14 protein-coding genes are annotated in these 18,390 nt (G+C 35.0%); 8 read left to right on the top strand and 6 right to left on the bottom strand.

Features of this window, described 5'->3' with window-relative positions; all coding sequences use genetic code 11:
* Positions 1-170 precede the first annotated feature (170 nt).
* Entirely contained in the window at positions 171-1,019 is an 849-nt protein-coding gene (gene queF, locus B0X80_RS00465) for an NADPH-dependent 7-cyano-7-deazaguanine reductase QueF (RefSeq protein WP_077337895.1), read from the bottom strand.
* Positions 1,020-1,097: 78 nt separating this feature from the next.
* On the opposite strand from queF, the gene syd reads away from it, so the two are divergent.
* Positions 1,098-1,664 carry a SecY-interacting protein gene (syd, locus tag B0X80_RS00460; protein WP_077337894.1) on the top strand — a complete coding sequence of 189 codons (567 nt, stop codon included), beginning with the start codon at positions 1,098-1,100 and terminating at the stop codon, positions 1,662-1,664.
* 14 nt (positions 1,665-1,678) lie between these two features.
* Here the strand turns inward: syd and B0X80_RS00455 are convergent, their stop codons facing one another.
* A complete protein-coding gene (locus B0X80_RS00455) occupies positions 1,679-3,601 on the bottom strand; it encodes a DNA topoisomerase III (protein WP_077337893.1) in 1,923 nt (640 codons plus the stop codon).
* Positions 3,602-3,700: 99 nt separating this feature from the next.
* Positions 3,701-4,042, bottom strand: a complete 342-nt coding sequence (locus tag B0X80_RS00450; protein ID WP_077337892.1) for a hypothetical protein — start codon at positions 4,040-4,042, stop codon at positions 3,701-3,703.
* A 491-nt stretch (positions 4,043-4,533) separates the two neighbouring features.
* Between B0X80_RS00450 and B0X80_RS00445 the strand changes: the two genes are divergently transcribed.
* The 4 genes from B0X80_RS00445 to B0X80_RS00430 all read left to right on the top strand — a co-directional run bounded on the left by B0X80_RS00445 (position 4,534) and on the right by B0X80_RS00430 (position 10,695).
* Positions 4,534-4,770: a DUF3192 domain-containing protein gene (locus B0X80_RS00445; RefSeq protein ID WP_077337891.1), complete on the top strand. Its 237-nt coding sequence runs from the start codon at positions 4,534-4,536 to the stop codon at positions 4,768-4,770.
* A gap of 135 nt (positions 4,771-4,905) precedes the next feature.
* Positions 4,906-5,541: a GNAT family N-acetyltransferase gene (locus B0X80_RS00440; RefSeq protein ID WP_076418734.1), complete on the top strand. Its 636-nt coding sequence runs from the start codon at positions 4,906-4,908 to the stop codon at positions 5,539-5,541.
* Between the two features lie 121 nt (positions 5,542-5,662).
* The gene (gene sbcD / locus B0X80_RS00435) at positions 5,663-6,955 is read left to right on the top strand and encodes an exonuclease subunit SbcD (RefSeq protein ID WP_077337890.1); all 1,293 of its coding nucleotides are present in this window, start codon (positions 5,663-5,665) and stop codon (positions 6,953-6,955) included.
* Positions 6,952-10,695 carry an AAA family ATPase gene (locus tag B0X80_RS00430; RefSeq protein WP_077337889.1) on the top strand — a complete coding sequence of 1,248 codons (3,744 nt, stop codon included), beginning with the start codon at positions 6,952-6,954 and terminating at the stop codon, positions 10,693-10,695. The genes sbcD and B0X80_RS00430 overlap by 4 nt, the downstream gene beginning before the upstream one ends.
* A 109-nt stretch (positions 10,696-10,804) precedes the next feature.
* Here the strand turns inward: B0X80_RS00430 and B0X80_RS00425 are convergent, their stop codons facing one another.
* The gene (locus B0X80_RS00425; protein WP_077337888.1) at positions 10,805-12,229 is read right to left on the bottom strand and encodes a sulfatase-like hydrolase/transferase; all 1,425 of its coding nucleotides are present in this window, start codon (positions 12,227-12,229) and stop codon (positions 10,805-10,807) included.
* 410 nt (positions 12,230-12,639) lie between these two features.
* Here B0X80_RS00425 and B0X80_RS00420 point away from each other — a divergent pair, with 410 nt between their 5' ends.
* The 3 genes from B0X80_RS00420 (at position 12,640) to B0X80_RS00410 (ending at position 15,260) form a co-directional block, all read left to right on the top strand.
* The gene (locus B0X80_RS00420; RefSeq protein ID WP_077337887.1) at positions 12,640-13,209 is read left to right on the top strand and encodes a glutathione S-transferase family protein; all 570 of its coding nucleotides are present in this window, start codon (positions 12,640-12,642) and stop codon (positions 13,207-13,209) included.
* A 191-nt stretch (positions 13,210-13,400) separates the two neighbouring features.
* Positions 13,401-13,913, top strand: coding sequence for an outer membrane beta-barrel protein (locus tag B0X80_RS00415; RefSeq protein ID WP_077337886.1), 513 nt, complete (start codon positions 13,401-13,403; stop codon positions 13,911-13,913).
* Positions 13,914-13,946: 33 nt separating this feature from the next.
* Positions 13,947-15,260, top strand: coding sequence for an Ig-like domain-containing protein (locus B0X80_RS00410; protein ID WP_077337885.1), 1,314 nt, complete (start codon positions 13,947-13,949; stop codon positions 15,258-15,260).
* A gap of 303 nt (positions 15,261-15,563) precedes the next feature.
* On the opposite strand, the gene B0X80_RS00405 is transcribed toward B0X80_RS00410, so the two are convergent.
* Both B0X80_RS00405 and B0X80_RS00400 read right to left on the bottom strand, forming a co-directional pair.
* Entirely contained in the window at positions 15,564-16,115 is a 552-nt protein-coding gene (locus B0X80_RS00405; RefSeq protein ID WP_077337884.1) for an acyloxyacyl hydrolase, read from the bottom strand.
* 128 nt (positions 16,116-16,243) lie between these two features.
* Positions 16,244-18,361, bottom strand: a complete 2,118-nt coding sequence (locus tag B0X80_RS00400; RefSeq protein WP_077337883.1) for an FAD-binding oxidoreductase — start codon at positions 18,359-18,361, stop codon at positions 16,244-16,246.
* Positions 18,362-18,390 lie beyond the last annotated feature (29 nt).

The raw sequence follows: 18,390 nt of genomic DNA, 5'->3' as shown, positions 1-18,390 counted from the left end.
AATATGTATTTAACTAGTATATATCAAAATTTAGCATAGCACTGATTATTGTGATAGCGATTTGTATTGATAAGTAATTAGTTCGTATGTACTTTATGACATTTATGTTAATAATTTGTAGTTAATATATTCGTTAGCTTGAATAGTAATAAATATGACAAGTTAGCTACTTACTGTCTTAATGTTCTTAAACAAGGAGCAATAGCATTTTCTGTTGTTCTAAAAGGATTAATGTCTAATCCACCTCTTCTTGTATAACGAGCAAATACGGTAAGCTTTTCGGGTGTAAAAGCATTCATTAAATCTGTAAAAATCCGTTCAACACATTGTTCATGAAACTCGTTATGCTGCCTAAAGGAAATCAAGTAACTTAATAATGAGGCTTCATCTATTTCAGCACCTGAATAAGTAATATAAACACTGGCCCAATCGGGTTGATTGGTAATTAAACAATTAGACTTTAGTAAATGGCTAACTAAGCTTTTATTTTTAACAGTAATATTATTGTTAGCAAGTGTTAGTAAGCTAGGGGTAATATCGTAAGTATCAATAGTTACATCTATGTCATCAATGCATTTAGCTGAAATAGGTGTAATATTTAAAGGAGGACATTCGTCAACTTTAAAAAGAGCTACACGTGCTTGGCTGCCAGCTGTTTGAGAAAGATCTTGTGTTAGTCGTTCTTGTACTTCATCCCAAGATGCAAATTTACTTTGATTAAAACTATTGAGATAAAGTTTAAACGATTTCGATTCAACAATATTTGGGCTAGTACAATCAAACCTAAATTCAGCAACAGCAACAATGGGTTTACCTTTATTGTTTAACCAAGAAAGTTCGTAACCGTACCAAACATCTTCGCCATTAAATTTGAGATCATTTGCTTTTATTCCTAAACCATCTCGGTTTAACGAGCGAGGTACGCCTTGTAATAAATTGGGATTGTACTCACTACAGTACTCAGTAGGTTTACCTAAAGATAAATCGTTTAGTTCGATAGAATTTTTGTATAAAGTCATAAAGGGCTTGTTATCAATATTGTGTTAACGTATTTTGCACGCAGAATATGCGTTTATTTTAAAGGATCTTTCTCTGATATGACATTACCAAATACTTCTGTAAAAAATACGTTGTTAGCATTTACCACTTCTTATATCGAAAAGTATCATGAAGTTCATCACCAATTACCTGTCGTTGTATCAGATAAAGACTGGGTTTCTCCTTGTGAACAAGGGCAAAGTAACGAAGAAGAAAGTTACTGGAAGCCTATTGAAATTGATGGTGATCTAAATTTTGAAAATGTTGAAAAAGCGCTTGAATTTTCACTTCATCAAGATATAAAAGATTATTTTACTTGTGTATATAGTGAATCAATTGAAGCGGAGAGTGAAGACGGCAAGCTTTCATTACTTTTACCATGGAATAAAGATGACTTTGAAAGGTTACAGCAAAACCTGATAGGTCATATTATGATGAAGCAAAAGTTAAAACAGAATATTACTATTTTCTTTGCGGTAACAGATGAAGACGACATGATTATTTCAATTGATAATGAAACGGGTGCAGTTTGGGTCGAACAAGTAGGGTGTTTGCCTCATAAAAAATTAGCTAATAATCTTGTTGAATTTATTGCGGGTTTAACGCCGAGTGTGCAGGCTTCTTAGATTAAACCGCTAGTTTACTTTTTAGCTCTTCGTTTTCGAGTAAACTTTCTTGGGGCAGATGATTGCGGTAACCCTGTAAAACTAATGTTTTTTACTTCGTTAATTAGCTGTCCTAAGTTTTGTTCAACACCGCCAATAAAGGTTTGATAATTAAGTGATTGAGTACTTATTGACTCAAGCTGAGACTCCCAAAGGGCGGTCATATCGGGTTGTGAAATTTGTAAGGGCAAAGCGGTAATTAATTTTCTCCCTATTTCTGTTGCTCTTATTTCTTTTCCTTTTCGTGTTAAAAATTGGCGCTTAAAAAGTAATTCTATAATGCCAGCACGTGTTGCTTCAGTTCCTAAACCGTCTGTTTCTCGTAAAGCTTTTTTAATGTCAGGGTTAGTTACATAGCGAGCTATGCCAGTAAGGGCTGACAAAATAGTCGCGTCGGTAAAAGGTTTAGGTGGGCTCGTATTTTTTTCTATCAAATTTCCTTGTAAGCAATGTACTGTATCGCCCACTTTTATGTTAGGTAATTGGGGGGCTGAAAACTCTTTATCTTGAGAGTGAGTATCTTTGTTTTTATTAAATGAGGGAAATAAATCTTTCCAACCATTTTTAACAATATCTTTTTGTTTACTAATGAAAAGTCCGCCGCTTATAACCGTATCAATTTGTTTATCTACATATTCAAAATTAGGATAAAACTGCGCGATATACTGGCGTGCTACTAACTCATAAATTTTTTCTTCATGAGGAGTTAATATTCCTGTTGGTTTATTTTTAGCAGTAGGAATAATGGCATGATGTGCACTAACTTTTTTATCATTCCATACTCGGCTTTTTTTCTTTAAATCAGCCGATTTAAGCATAGGTGCAAGTTTATTTGAAACTTGGCTAATGGCACTGGTAACGGCTGTTACATCGTTTAAATGTTCAACGGGTAAATATTGGCAGTCTGATCTTGGGTAGGTGATGAGTTTGTGTTTTTCGTAAAGATTTTGACAAGTATCTAATACTTGTTTTGCGGTCATACCAAATGCTTTTGCAGCCGCTATTTGCAAACCAGATAAACTAAAAAGTAACGGCGCTTGTTGCTGTTTTTTATCTTGCGTTACTTTGGTTATTTTACCCGGTTGATCAGTAATTCGGTTAACTACATTTAATGCAAGTTCTTTTGATAGTACGCGTTTTTCTTCATCCATGTAAGGTTCGCAAGCTTTGCTTGGTTGCCATTTTCCTTGAAATTTTTCACCGTTGTTTGTGGCTATGTCTGCTAGTACCTCATAAAAAGGTTTTGAAATAAAGTTGTCTATTTCAATATCACGATTTACCACTAAACCTAAAATAGGTGTTTGAACTCGTCCTATAGATAATACACCTTGGTAGCCAGATTTTTGTCCTTGCAGCGTGCATAAACGTGTCATATTTAAACCGTAAAGCCAATCAGCTCTTGCTCTAGCAAGGGCTGATGTAGCTAAGGGAATATAATTTTTATTAGGCTTTAGGTTGTTAACAGACTTTTTTACCGCAGCAAAATTCATATCACTGATTAAACAACGTAAGGCGTTATTTATTTTGGTTTTGGAAGCTCCGCAATAACTAATGGCTTCATCTACTAGAATTTGACCTTCTCTGTCTACATCGCCAGAATTTACGATAATATCTGATTGCTTAATTAAGCGTTTAATCACCGTCAGTTGTTTTCGTGTTTTACTTTTTGGTTTTAATTGCCATTGTTGCGGAATAATAGGTAGATGCTCAACAACCCATTTGTTATATTTTACATCATAATCTTCAGGCGGAGCTTGCTCTAGCAAATGGCCAATACACCAAGTAACAATATCGCCATTTCCTGCTTCAATAAAGCCATCATTTTTTTTATGTGGCTTAGGCAATACGTCGATAATTGCTCTTGCTAAACTGGGTTTTTCCGCAATAAATAACTTCAATTCTATTAAACCTGTTTACACTACTTATTAGTTACACTGTTTATTTATACATCCTTTATTGCTAAGTGTAAAATAAATCGAAAGAATTTAACTTGTTTTTTATTTTTGAGTTAATTGTTGTAGCTGTGCTTTTACTTCGGCTAGTTCTGCTTTAATAGGTCCAAGTGCGTTATCTATTGCTACCGTAATAGCCTCATTAATTAATTCAGCAGATAATTCATCATTCTCAATTAAGGGAGTATTTTTACTCTTATCTTCTGGTGTTGATGTTTCAAATAAAACGCAATTCTCAGGTTCGTGTTGCCAACTTCTTAATGCACTAATTATTTGAGGTAAAGGTAATGGACCTGCGACTTTTGATTTAATTAAAGCAACGCTAGGTTTTTTTCCTTCATTAGCTAATTGATTGGCGATAATTATAATTTTTTCAAAGTTAGTCATTTTTATAAACCTAAAGTTAATGTAGCTAAATTTTAGTGTATTTTACTAAATTTAAATACGATTATCTTTAATTTATAAATAAAATAAATTTAAATCAATTAGTTATACTTTTGGTTTGGTGTTTGCTAATTGAATTAATACTCAGTGTTGTGATGACTTATTATTGCTCAGTGATCACAGTAATTCTTTTATCTTATACCCGTTACCAATCAAGAGGCTATTTCAGAGCACTTGAGCGATATCAATTCAAGGCAATGCTTTGCAATAATGGTCGTTCCCTTATAAAAAGCATTAACGACGAAGTGATTTTGCTCAAGTGCTTCTACGATGAGTCTAAAAACAATTTATGCTGCGTTATTAACTTTAGTAAGGGAATAACCATGACGTAAACTTAATACCTTGCATACATGGATGTATGTACTTAGATTTCGTCTGGAACATGAAATCTGTGCTTAAATTGTTTTTAGTTCCCACTGAAACCTGCATCTTGAATGGTATCGGGTATATATATAATCCATCAAAAAGTTATTGATATGCTAGGTGTTGCTGACTTTACTGAATCTTACCAAGTTAAAGAACAAGAAATTAAAGTACTTTATTTTAGAACACAACGAATACATAAAGATGGGTTAACAACAAAAGATGAATGTACTTATTCACACTTCGAAAATGGTGTTTTAACCGATACAGGTGAAGGTAAAAGTTATAAAAGGCTGATAGCGATGTAATATTAGAATCATTTGTTTGAAATTTGCTCACTATAAAATATGCTGATATTGTATATCGTCTATAATTATGTAGACCGTTTTAATTCAATAGTGGTTTAACTTTTAAAATTATTCTGGATAGAGTGAGGAAATAGGATGGGTGATACCGTGTCTGAAAAAACTGATTTAAATGTTAGAGCTGAATATTTAGCCGCTGAAGATTTAAAACTTGCTGCTTCTTTATTGTATCAAGCCTACCATGATGATCCTGTTTTTCTTGAAATATTTAATGGCGACAAACCTGATTACGAGCAAAGGCTAAGAACATCAATTCGCGAAGAACTCAATGCTTTTTGGACAGCTAAACAACCTATGGTTGGTTTGTATTTAGGTGAAAGTATTGTTGGTGTTGCTTGTTTAAATAAGCCCGACACAGGAATGGGAAAAGATCGATTTTGGCATTGGCGTTTAAAAATGCTTTTAGGCGCTGGTTATTTTAGTACTAAGCAAATGATTGAAAAAGAAGAAAAAATACTTGCTGCAGTGCCTTTGAATAAATTCCATATGTTATCGTTTATTGCTATACATCCGTTGCATCAACATCATGGTTTTGGGCATTATCTTGTTGCTGCCATTAATACTATTTTAGAAGAAGACAGCGAAAGTGAAGGGGTTGTGGTTTATGTAACAACGAAAAAATACCAAGATTTTTTTAACGATGTTGATTACAAAACGTTTTCAGAAGTAAGTGTAGGTAATGTATCAGGCACTTTAATGGTTCATTATCGTTAGTGTATTATCCTCGTAATTTAATTTAGTTATTCATTAAATAAAACGGCTTTTAAAGCCGTTTTTTCTTTTAAAATCAGGTAGAATCCCTTCAAATAAATCGCGCTAACAAAATATCTCTTATATGAAAATATTGCACACCTCTGATTGGCATTTAGGACAACACTTTTACGGCAAAAGTCGTGCTAAAGAACATCAACTTTTTCTTGATTGGTTACTTGAACAAGTTCAAGAAAACAGTATTGATGCGGTAATTGTTGCTGGCGATATTTTTGATACGGGCACACCGCCAAGTTATGCGCGTGAAATGTATTTCGACTTTATTAGTCAAATGCATAACATTCATTGCCAACTTATTATTATGGCGGGTAATCACGACTCGGTTTCTATGCTGGGCGAGTCTAAAACTTTACTTAAAAGTTTATCAACTAGGGTTATTCCAGCGGTTAGCGATAATATTGATGAGCAAGTTTTCACTATAAATAACAAGCAAGGCGAAGCGCAAGCTGTTATATGTGCTATTCCTTTTATTCGTCCGCGAGATGTGATTAAAAGTAGTGCAGGGCAATCGGCTTCGCAAAAACAGCAATCATTACAGCAAGCTATAAGTGGCCATTATCAAACCTTGTTTGATCAAGCAGAAAATTTATCGAAAGGACAATATCCTATTATTGCCACAGGGCATTTAACTACGGTTGGCGTAACCACGTCTGAATCAGTAAGAGATATTTATATTGGTACATTAGAAGCCTTTCCGGCTAATGCTTTTCCTGATGCTGACTATATTGCTTTAGGGCATATTCATCGCGCACAAAAAGTCGCAAAAACAGAACATATTCGTTACTGCGGGTCTCCTATTCCACTCAGTTTTGATGAGGCTAGTCAAACCAAGCGTGTTGTTATGGTTGAATTTTTAGCGTCCGACAAAAAAGATGGTTTTGAACGTATTATTAGCGAAATTGACATACCGTGCTTTCAGCCTTTAGTGACTTTAAAAACAAACTTAGAGTCGTTGAATAAAGACATAGCTCCATATTTATCTTTAGTTGATAGCGCCACTTCTGATCTTCAAGATAACACTAAAATTTGGTTAGACATTGAAATAAATAGCGCTGAATATTTACAAGACTTAACTGCGCGTATTGAAACCTTAATTGAAGATTTTCCAGTAGAAATTTTATTGATCAGACGTAGTAAAAAAGCGCGAGAATTAATGCCAAGCCATCAAAAGAAAATCACCTTAAATGAACTCTCGTTAGATGAGGTTTTTGAAAGCCGTTTAGCGGTCGAACATTGGGAAACCGAAGAGCAACAAGCGCGTAAAACTCGAATTACCCATTTATTTCAACATGCCGTAGAAGAAGCCCAAGAAGAATTAAATAGCAAAACAGTTAAAAATGAGGAGAAAGCGCAATGAAAATTTTAAGTTTACGCTTTCAAAATATTAACTCGTTGAAAGGTGAGTGGAAAATTGATTTCACACAAGCGCCATTTAAAGACAACGCCTTATTTGCTATTACCGGTGCAACAGGCGCGGGTAAAACTACTATTTTAGATGCTATTTGTTTAGCTTTATATCACCGTACACCACGACTTACCGTGTCTGACAATCAAAACCAGTTGATGACACGTCATACCGCATCTTGTTTGGCCGAGGTTGAGTTTGAAGTAAAAGGTAAAGGTTACCGTGCTTTTTGGAGCCAACGTAAAGCGAAAGGGCAAATCAACGGTAACTTACAAGCCGCTAAAGCTGAACTTGCAACGCTTGATGGCGAAATTTTGGCTGAAAAATTACAAACCGTTAGAACCGAAATCGCTAAAGTCACTGGCTTAGACTTTCCACGTTTCACCAAGTCTATGATGTTATCTCAAGGCGAATTTGCGGCTTTTTTAAATGCACCGGCTAAAGATAGAGCTGAACTTCTTGAAGAACTTACCGGCACTGAAATTTATGGTGTTGTTTCACGAAAAGTCTTTGAGCAACATAAACACGAAAGTAATGAATTAAAGTTATTACAAGCTCAAAGCAAAGGCGTAACCTTATTAAGCGATGATGAAGTTTCAGTTATTGAAAATGATATTGCAGAAAACAATAAAAAAGAAGCGGAACTTCAACAGCAACTCGCCTTATCGCAACAAGCTAAAACGTGGGCGAGTAATTTTCATGAAATAACGCAAAAATTAACAAAAGCTACCGAGCTATTTGCAGAGTGTGAAGTAAAAGAAAAAAGCTCACACAACGAGTTAGAACAACTTAAAGCTTCAGAACCCGCTGAGCGTTTACGTACGGACTACGAATTAAAAGAACGAACAGCTAAGCAACTTACAGCTCAAAAAGAGCAATTAACTCGATTAAAAAATCAAATAGCTTTCGCTCAAAAAGATGTAAAACATACGCAAAATCAGCTTGATGAATTAAAAAATATTCAGCAAAAATCAGAAGATGAACGTATTGCACAAGAAACTTTGATTGTTGAAAAAATAATTCCGCTCGATGGTGAGTTAGCTCAACTTCATAAACAAAGTATCGAGCTTGAACAAAAACTAGCAAACGCTACAACAACCATAAATAAACATAATAGCGAGATAAAAAAACAGGAAACGCAAGCTGCATCATATAAAGAAAGCTTTGCCATATCGTCGCGCTTTATTGAAGAAAATTCATCGTTAATTACCTTGCCTGAAAAACTTCCGTTATGGAAAAATCAGTTTCAGCAAATTAATCATATCAACCAAGGCATTACTCAATTAACACAAAAAAATCAAGAAAGTGCAGAACAAATACAACAACTTTCTACCCAAAAAAACAACCAAATTAACGCTAACCAACAGGCTAACGAACAATACACTAATGTTATTAAGCAGTCTGAACAGCTTATTCAAAATAAGTTTGCCTTATTACAACAAAATCCAAGCACACAAGAGCTAGTAACTAATAGCAATAACCCGATTGAAGAAGGCGAAAATGTATTAAATGAAAGGTTAAGCTTTTTACAAAATAACCAAAATGTTCAAGCGCAAATTATGCAATGTGCACAGCGTTACTCTGTGTTGCAACAAGCGAATGAACAAGTGCTACAAAGCACGCAAGGCTTTAAGCAATCTATAACAAATTTTGATGCTCAGTTAGCACAATTAAGAATTGAATATAAAACTACAAATCAACAATTTAAAGATGTTGAAACCATATTAAATCAGCAGAAAAAAATTGTAGAATTAACAGAACATCGTAATAACTTACAAGCAGGAGAGGCTTGTCCGTTATGTGGTTCTGTAGAGCATCCAGCGATTGAAGAGTATAAAAACGTTCAGCAAAACGAAACAGAATATCGATTTAATCAATTAAAGCAAGAAGTTGAACGTATTAAAGACAGTGGTGCACAACTTAACTTAGAAAAAGCCAAGGTAGAAACAAGCTTAGCTTCAGCTGAAAAAGATCTTGAAAGTAAGGTCGTAGAGCAAAATGCCTTGATAGCACAATGGAATGAACAAAAATCTGCTATTGGATTATCGTGCGAATTAAAAGAACTTCAGCTTATTGAGCAAACGATAAAAAATAATGAGAGCGAACTACAACAAACGAATCAACTTGTTAGTCAGCTAAATCAGCTAAGCCAACAGTTAAATACTATTCAGAAAGAATTACATACGTTAGAAAAATATCAACTTGAAGGCACAAATGCACTTGCTGCTTTAGACAAGCAATTGTCAATTACCCATGAAAACCAAGCGGTAATGGCTCAACAAATTACCCAGCAAAAAGATAGCGCTGAACAAAGCTTGCAAACATTAACGCAAGACATTCATTCGGTTGGTTTAACTATTCCACCTATCGAACAAGCCGAACAATGGCTAATAAATCAGTCAGAGCAAGTGTCGGTTTATCAACAGCATGTAACCCAAGTTAATCAAATAAAAGAGCATTTAAGCGAATGTGAAAAACAAATCGCGATAGTAAATTCTCAACAGCAACAAACTCAACAAGAGCTTGATCAATTAGCCATTCAAAAAGAAGAAATTAAGAAAAAACACAAGCAGAGCTTTGAAGAAAGAACCGCCTTATTTGCCGAGCAAGAAGTCAGTCAGGTGAGGGCTGAAATAGCAGAGCAACGCAAACTTGAACAAGTCGCCTTTACCGAGCTACAAACCAAACATAACGATTTTGTTAAAAAGTTTCAGACGATAGAAGGTCAATATACAGCAAGTAAAGAGCAATACGCGGCATTAGAAATAGAGCAGGATACCGCAATTAAAGCATTTGAAATAGCTATTCAACAAAGCATGTTTGCAGATGAAGCCAGCTTCAAAAATGCACTAATGAGTGACGAACAGCGTAAAACGTTAGTTGAACTAAAAGAAACGTTACAGCGAGATAAGCAGCAATCGCAAATTTTAATTGCGCAACACACCGAAACCCTTGAAACTTTAAATCAGCAAAAAGAACAGTTAGTAAAAAAAGGTATTAAAGATTTTGATATTACACAAGTAGAACAAGCGTTAGCCTTATTGAGCGAGCAGTTAAAACAAACACAACTTTTGTTAGGCCAAAAAACTGAAAACTTAGCACAAAATAAAAAGCTAAAAGTACAACAACAAAAGTTATTAGACGCAATGTTAGAAAAACAGAAAACTGTTGATGACTTAGCTCATTTAAATGGTTTAATTGGTTCATCAGACGGAGGAAAATTCAGACGCTTCGCACAAGGCTTAACCTTAGCGCATTTGGTTTACTTGGCTAATCAGCAATTAATTAAGTTACATGGTCGTTATCAGTTACAAAGGCAAGAGCAAGATACGCTTGCCCTTGAGGTGATTGATACGTGGCAAGCGGATACTGTGCGCGACACTAAAACCTTATCAGGCGGTGAAAGCTTTTTAGTCAGCTTAGCCCTCGCTCTGGCACTTTCAGATTTAGTGAGTGCAAAAACAAGTATCGATTCACTGTTTTTAGATGAAGGTTTTGGCACGTTAGATAATGACACGTTAGAAATAGCGCTTGATGCGTTAGATAACCTAAATGCCAGTGGTAAAACCATAGGTATAATCAGTCATGTTGAAACATTAAAACAGCGTATAAGTGTTCAAATTGAAGTTAAAAAGGTGAGTGGTTTAGGGATTAGTGAGTTAGATAAGTCGTTTAAAATCATGAGTGATTAGAAAATAAATTATTGGCATGCGTATCGGTTTTCCTCTCTACAGAGTTTTAGCCAATACCCGCTTCATAAGTGAAACGGGTATTGGCACATTTTAACTTTTATCACTAATGCTAGAGTTGGAATGTCTTCTCTAAACTTGGTTCATTGTTCTTTTTCATTTCTTCAAATAATGACTTTTTTAAACGCTCAACAACTGTTTTATATGTAGGGTTGTTGTATTGGTTTACCTGTTCATTAGGATCATTTTGTAAATCATATAACCAAGGTTTTTCTTTAACATCTAAAATAAGTTTATAGCGATTATCAACAGCAGCTACCCAGCCTTGTTCATAATAGGTTACACGGCTGTCTTCAATTAATTTTTTATCATTACTAAAATCATTACCAGCATTCAAACCTTGAAATGGAACATCATTTTTCACTTCCATAATATCTAGTATTGTCGGAGCAAAATCCATTGTTGTATAAGCTTTACGAATAACTTTACCTGCAGGAATTGAGTTAGGGTAACGAATTAAAAATGGGATCCTTGCTGCCGCTTCAAACGGCACACTTTTATTTAAACGTTTGTGCTCGAAAAACATATCACCATGATCGGCGGTAAATACAACAATGGTATTTTCTGCTAGGTTATTTTTTTCTAAGAAGCTAAGTAATTTGCCTACGTTATCGTCAATATGTTTAACCATTCCAAAATATTGAATAAGTGGTGTTGGATTAAACTTTTTCGCATCGTTTTTATCGCCACCTTTCGCCCAACGAGGTTTATATGGAGAATATTTTTGGCTCATACTTGTTGGAGCAATAGGCTTTAAATGTTCATACATTTTATCGTAAGGTGGACGAGCATGGTCTGGTGTATGTGGATCAGGAATTGAAACCATTAAAGCGAAAGGTTTATTTTTGTCACGCTCTAAAATCTCTAATGCTTTATCAGTGAAATAATCGGTTAGGTGGATTATTTCATTTTTAGGGAGTTTAGACGCTTGTTTTGCGCCGATTCCCTTCAATCCATTTTTTTGAATGTGAAAATATGGCGCGTGGCCGCCTGTCATCATGTAACGGTTGTCTGTAAAGCCCGCTTTGTATTTAATATCAAATAAGTATTTACCATGGCCAGCTAAGTGCCATTTTCCTACATAAGAAGTGGAATACCCATTTTCTTCTAATACATGAGCAAAGGTTTTTACGTTTTTACTTAGATGTTCGCCATTACTCGGTGCGCCTGTTGCATAAGGACGTAACCCTGTAACAAAAGAGGCCCTTGATGGTGTACATACAGGTGCTGATGAATAAAAATTCATAGCAATAGCGCCTTCTTTAGCTAACCGGTCAATATTAGGAGTATCTACGTTATTTCCTTTACCCCAAATATCTCCTTGAGCATTAGGTAATAAATTACGGTACGCACTAATTGTACGAAAATTATGTTCATCTGTTTGAATAATCAATAGGTTAGGCGGCTGTTTGGCCACAGAATAAAAACTTAAGTTTATTAACAATAATAAACTTAGTAGGTTTATGAAAAATTTCATGTTTTGTCCTATTGTGCTTTATGTAAAGCTTATTGGGTTTTGTACATACTTCCTAGTGCCTTATATGAAAATAGGTAGAGTACAGATTTTTTATACTTTAGGGATTGCGTTATCCCTTGTGATGATACCTAAAAATAACTAGTAGTCTACTTTTTTACTAAAGAGATGAATAAAATTTTAGGGTAATTGATTCAACTACATGATTAAAAAACAAAAAATTGTGGTTGATTTAGTTTATTTAAATGGTTCAGTTGAGTCGTTTAGGTTCAAGTCAAGTTAGACACTCAGTTTACGTTTATTTAAGTTGATACTCGTACAAATATTCTTTAAAAATTAGTTAACGAATTGAGATGATTTGAATTAATATAAGAAGCACAACTCCTTAGTAACTTTACTAGATAGGTAAAAATATGATTCTTTATGGCAGCTATACATCACCGTTTGTAAGACATTGTCGCATTGCTTTATTAAGCGCGAATATCGACTTTGAATTTGTTGATACCGACTATGCGAGCAGTGCTGAAAAATCACCAGCGAAGAAAGTACCATTTTTACAAGATGGTGATTTAACGTTAACAGATTCAAGCAGTATTTTATTGCATATTAAACAAAAAAATGGTCAAGCGGGATTTGTTGATGTTGCAGACTTTGATCTATACGCATTAGTAAATACAGCACTTGATTCAGAAATTAATTTATTCATCTTAGGTAATAGTGGCATTACGCCTGAAAACAATGATTACATGCAACGTCAGAGAGATAGAGTGAGTGATTGTTTAAAGCAACTTAATACGATAATTAGTTCAACAACTATTAGCGAACATAATTACTCTGATGGACAAATTCGCTTAGCTTGTTTACTTAGTTGGGGAGTATTCCGTCAGCGTTTTTCAATTGATAGGCATACTGGGTTAAGTGACTTTTTAGCAAAAATTAATACTTGGGAATTATTTGAAGCAACAAGTCCAGATAAAGCTTGATAGGACTGTTGAACTTTTACATTACTAGTCAATTTATTAGACACCGTAAAGTTAACTTAACTTCAAATTATAATCTTAATTTATAATATTTTTTCCATGATTTTACTCTTCTATATGGAGTTACTAACCTTGACTCCATATAACTGCCTAGATACTATGCACACCTCAGTTTAATATGGATTTTATCATTCATGAACAAGTTCTTTTCTCTACTATTACTTGGCTCTTCATTTCAGTGCTTTGCTGACACTCCTTATATTGGTGTAGATTATTTATCTACTAATATTGAGCTTTCTAGTGAAGAAGCTAAACCCAAAGCAACAGCTTTACGAGTAGGTGTTAGTAATAACAATATGGCTTTTGAAGCTCAATATTTAGTCGCTAATAATACCGATAATATTCTTCGTACAGAATTTGATATAGAAAAAAGTATCGGGCTCTATTTTGTTATGCAATCAGGTATTGTGGATGGTTTCGGTTTAGATCTTTCAGCAGGCTATGCAATGACTGAAATGACGGTTTCGGGTCCTGAAGAAGCATACAATGGTACCGATGATTATAATGGTTTCTCGTGGGCTATTGCTATGCATCAACAAGTTCCTTACTTAAAAAACACTCAAGTTAGGCTCGCCTATCAGTCACTTTATAAAGATAGCGATATTGAAATTACGGCTATTTCTCTTGGTATAACTTATCAGTTTTAGTACCTATTACCTTGCTGTATAAAAGGAATTCAGATGAAAATTCAAAAAAAATCACTGCCTTATAGGCTTCTCATTAGCTCTTTAATATCAAGCTGTTTCGCTATAGTGGGTTGTAATTCAGATCATAATTCGGCTGAGTTAGCCCGTTCAGTTGAGCTAGAAAAGCTACGTGCTGATGGCACTATTATCGAAAAAGTAACCATTATTAATGATCATATACGTTTATCTAAAGATGATAAACATCAACTTAAAGTGATGGGGCTTGATAGTAATGGTAAACTACGAGATGTAACCAATGAAATAAAAAGTTGGACTTCAAGTGATCCTAGTATTGCTACTGTGGATAGTAAAGGTTTAGTAACGGCAGTAGCTAATTCAACGGTTAATCAAGGTATTGTCACTATCACAGCCACTACTATTTTAGAGGATATTTATGGTGAAGGTGAAATATCCGTCAGTGACGTAGGTGTAACAAATATTGCATTAAAGACAATTTCACCAATAACCGATGAGGTATATGACGGTAATATTTATACTTGTATCGGTACTCCTATAAGAGGAGATGTCACATACAATGACGGCTACGTATCAGAAAACACAGTAAAAAATATGGAGTTTAGCCTGAATAAAAATACAAGTGCAACTATCACCACTGACGGTACTTTGTATACCTCGTCCGCTACAATTGAAGATATTATTATTACAGCAAAAATAGGTAATGTTTCAAAGTTATTAGCTGTTACAGCTGATCCTCAATTTTTAGATAATATCGATGTTTTACGTAATGACGAAATAACTAGTTTGATCACCTTAAACGTTGGTGAACGTATGCAAATTAGCAGCCAAGCAACTTTAGAGTCTAAAGCTTCTAAACAAGATTTTGTTATTGATAATGCTATCTCTTGGTCACAAGTAGGTCAGAACGTTAGTGGTATAACAACAGAGGGTGATAATAAAGGAACTATATTAGCACTTAAACCAGGTGTTACAAGATTAACTGGAACCTGTGGTGGTAAAGAAGCTATAGCGACATTACAAGTTACAGGTGAAGCAGATATAGACTCTATGCAAATCAATGATGGCACCGATATCACTCTTGAGCCTTCAGATTCAATAGAGTTAACATTAACCGCTAATTATAAGGGTACACCTGCAAGCTTGAATGTTTCTGAATTTGCTCAATGGAGTACTAACGGCGGAAGTAAGCTAGTAGAAGCTAAACCTGTTGAATTAGGTACGAATAAGGCGAGTTATAAATTAACAAGTACAGGAAATGCTAAAGGCGTTGTAATTGTTTCTGCTATTTATGACGGAGTTGCAAGTACTATTCGTGTAAATATTGAGTAAATACTTGGCCTTGTTTAATTAAACGGTTAAACAAGGCTTAACTTAAAACCAACTACGTTAAATAACCTGAGCTATGGTTAAGCTATTTTACTCAGTAACGCTATTTAAGCACCTATCTGCGTTGTTTTTACTTCCAATAACCAGTTATTGGTACGCAAAAACGCTTTGATATACTCTTAAATTTCATCACTGAGCTTAATTGTCTTATAAAAACTCCAGACATACCGAGTGCTTTTTATAAATATTTATTATAAATCAAAATATTATAAAACCCGTTAACCAAAGTTCAGGTTAAATAAGTAACTAGATTGTAGAACTGTACGAAAGACTCACAAAATCTAACCCCGGATTTGGGCTTTTAAACCCTGCATTTGAGTAATGCAAATAGCGTAATGCAATGCTATTTTTTTGATTTTTCCCAAACTTATAAACTAAGCCTAATCTGTCTTCAAACTGGTAATGAGTACTTACGTTTTTTCCTGCAAACTGCGTATCATCTAATAATGATACGCCTATGCCTAACTCTGCATATAACGGGTTGGAGTAGGCACTGCCAATTTGATACCTAATTACTGGCGACATCGCTAATACAAAGTTTGTATCATGTTTGTTTTCTGCGCCGTATTCCCAAAAATTCACACTAGTTTCAACATAAAGTTCTAGGTTTGATGAAAATTGCTTTAAGTAATCAGTATGACGCTGATAGGCAATTTTAATACCTTCTACGTCGCCTTCGCCACGAATGTAGTCAACAGCAATCACATTACTATCTGCATGAGCTATAGGTAAGTGTGCAGCTGTTGTGAAAAGTAATAGGGCTGCTGTGTATGTTTTTAGGTTGTTTAATATGTTCATTTTTTCAGTTTCTATTAATGTGTTTGGTAATGTTCAGTAAAGATATGGTACAAATAGAGGTCATTGGAAAGGCTTCTAAAAGTCTTCATTTTGAATCTAATCGTCCAAAGATATAAATTCAGGCTGAGTTATAAATCGATTTCGATGGTATTGCTGTTTTTTGCCGGAACAGCACAACATATCAGTACTTCGTTTTTATTTATTGGTGCGCTAGGTTGATTTCTGTAAGTCACTTCTCCTGATAATAATGTCGTTACGCAGGATCCGCATTTACCATTACGACAACTAAATTCAGGCGTTAACCCATGCTCTTCAGCTGTTTCTAAAATCGTTTTATCACCTTGGCTCCATGGTTGTTCAAACTTAGATTTGGTAAATTTGATCACACTGTTTTCAGCTTCAAGATTTGGTTGAGCAGATGTGGCAAGAACAACTGTTCTTTTTATTGATGCAGGGCCAAAAGCTTCCGCAAAAATACGGGAATCTTTAACGCCTAATTCAGACAAAGTATTGTATTGTGATTGCATGAATGCTGTCGGACCACAAAGAAAAAAGTCATAGTCGTCGAGAGACAATATTTGTTTATAAATAACTGCACTTAAACGACCGCTACCGTTAAAATCAATTCCTGCTTTTTCTGTTGTTAAAGGTTGGCTGATAAAGCTCAAGTAGCGTATAGCACCGTTTGTTACTTGTTCTAATTGTTTAAATTCAGCTAGAAATGCACGGCTATTTGTTGTTTTAGCTGCATGAATAACGGTTAATGGGCGAAGCTGTCGCATGCGAATACTTTCATTGTAAACATGCAAGGCCATCGACATCATGGGAGTAATACCTACACCCGCGGCAATAAGTACGGCGGGTCTTTTTTCTAAAGCATTTATATAAAAGTCGCCACGAGGTGTTTTTACTTCAATAACATCACCTTGCTGCAAGTTGTTATGTAAGTAGTTTGAAACAATGCCTTTATTTTCTTTTTTTACTGAAATTCTGTAATAGCTTTCATCAGGTGCTGATGAAACGGTGTAAGTGCGAATATGTGCTTTTTGATCAGGCAAAGAGGGTATTTTTACCGTTAAGTATTGTCCTGCTTTAAAGGTTAATAGCGCGCTGTTGTCGTTAGGCTCTAAATAAAACGAACGAATGTCTTCACTTTCGTTTGCAACTTTAGTTACTTTAAAAGTTTGCCATTGATCTTGTTTGGCTTGAGCAGCAATGGTTTTTGCGGTTTCTTCCCAATTACCTGTCATTAATGTATTCGGAGAAAACTCGCCTAAGTTTGCTCGAAAAGGCAAAGCGTCTTTTAATCGAATACCGTGATTAAGTGTAAACTTCCACGCTCTTTCAGCGCCTTTAAAGGCTTGTATTTCTTCGTTAGTCTCTTCATTAATAAGTGTTTCATTAGCACCCCATAATAATTCTACAGTGCCCGTTAACATTAATAATTCGCCAGTTGAAAAATCAATAAATATTAAGCCGCCTTTAGGGTTAATCAAAAAATTACCTAAGGTATTAAAAAATTGATTACCCGCGTAATCAGGTATTGTTAAGGTGTTTCCTTCTATTTTAATAAATCCAGGACGGCCTCCTCGGTGAGACACATCAACACCTTCTATTTTGGGTTGATCTTTTGATCGAACAAAGCTTGAAACAAAAAAAGTATCAGCAGTTTTAATTAAAGCTTTTGCTGCTTGGTCAAGTGTTGAGAAGGTTTGTTTTTCATAATGCTGACCCTGTTCGCCTACTTCACGAATAAAGTTGAGGCTTCTGTGTTGAATATACTGCGGACAATTACCGAAGGATTGGTCAACGTTAACGGTTATGTTATTTTCATTCGATGTAGCGATACGCCCATTTACTCTATTGCGTCGTCGTGTATTGAGTTCTATACCAACAAAACCTAGAGGTCGGCCTGTTTCTTTTAATGATTCGCCAAGCGGATCACCTTGAATGGCTGTACTTGCTATATTTAATGAAGTGGGACTTGGTGATTCAACAAAGCCCGGTTTACCGGGTAAAATTGAAGCCCATGGCCAGCCGTTATTGTCTACACTACCCACAACCATAAAAGGCAGTTGCGCAAAAAATTCTCTGTGTTGATCTGGCATAAATGAACGCACAGCTCGATGACCAATGTTTTCCATTTTTTCACGTTTGCCTATGCGTGCTTGTAATTCATGTTCACCACGATGAAAAGGTGATAATGGAGTTTTATTATTGTCTTGAGTTGTTATTTGCTTATCCATAAATACCTCGGTAAAACGATTGGGAAGTT

This window comes from Pseudocolwellia agarivorans (assembly GCF_002000085.1).
GTDB classification, from domain to species: Bacteria; Pseudomonadota; Gammaproteobacteria; order Enterobacterales; family Alteromonadaceae; genus Pseudocolwellia; species Pseudocolwellia agarivorans.
This window is presented reverse-complemented; position numbering and strand designations above follow the sequence as displayed.

Bases quoted from the DNA above. Each gene is read 5' to 3' on its own strand.
- B0X80_RS00420 (WP_077337887.1), top strand. From the start codon at position 12,640: ATGATTCTTTATGGCAGCTATACATCACCGTTTGTAAGACATTGTCGC.
- B0X80_RS00440 (WP_076418734.1), top strand. From the start codon at position 4,906: ATGGGTGATACCGTGTCTGAAAAAACTGATTTAAATGTTAGAGCTGAA.
- sbcD (WP_077337890.1), top strand. From the start codon at position 5,663: ATGAAAATATTGCACACCTCTGATTGGCATTTAGGACAACACTTTTAC.
- B0X80_RS00425 (WP_077337888.1), bottom strand. From the start codon at position 12,229: ATGAAATTTTTCATAAACCTACTAAGTTTATTATTGTTAATAAACTTA.
- B0X80_RS00445 (WP_077337891.1), top strand. From the start codon at position 4,534: ATGGTATCGGGTATATATATAATCCATCAAAAAGTTATTGATATGCTA.
- B0X80_RS00400 (WP_077337883.1), bottom strand. From the start codon at position 18,361: ATGGATAAGCAAATAACAACTCAAGACAATAATAAAACTCCATTATCA.
- syd (WP_077337894.1), top strand. From the start codon at position 1,098: ATGACATTACCAAATACTTCTGTAAAAAATACGTTGTTAGCATTTACC.
- B0X80_RS00410 (WP_077337885.1), top strand. From the start codon at position 13,947: ATGAAAATTCAAAAAAAATCACTGCCTTATAGGCTTCTCATTAGCTCT.
- queF (WP_077337895.1), bottom strand. From the start codon at position 1,019: ATGACTTTATACAAAAATTCTATCGAACTAAACGATTTATCTTTAGGT.
- B0X80_RS00430 (WP_077337889.1), top strand. From the start codon at position 6,952: ATGAAAATTTTAAGTTTACGCTTTCAAAATATTAACTCGTTGAAAGGT.
- B0X80_RS00450 (WP_077337892.1), bottom strand. From the start codon at position 4,042: ATGACTAACTTTGAAAAAATTATAATTATCGCCAATCAATTAGCTAAT.
- B0X80_RS00415 (WP_077337886.1), top strand. From the start codon at position 13,401: ATGAACAAGTTCTTTTCTCTACTATTACTTGGCTCTTCATTTCAGTGC.
- B0X80_RS00405 (WP_077337884.1), bottom strand. From the start codon at position 16,115: ATGAACATATTAAACAACCTAAAAACATACACAGCAGCCCTATTACTT.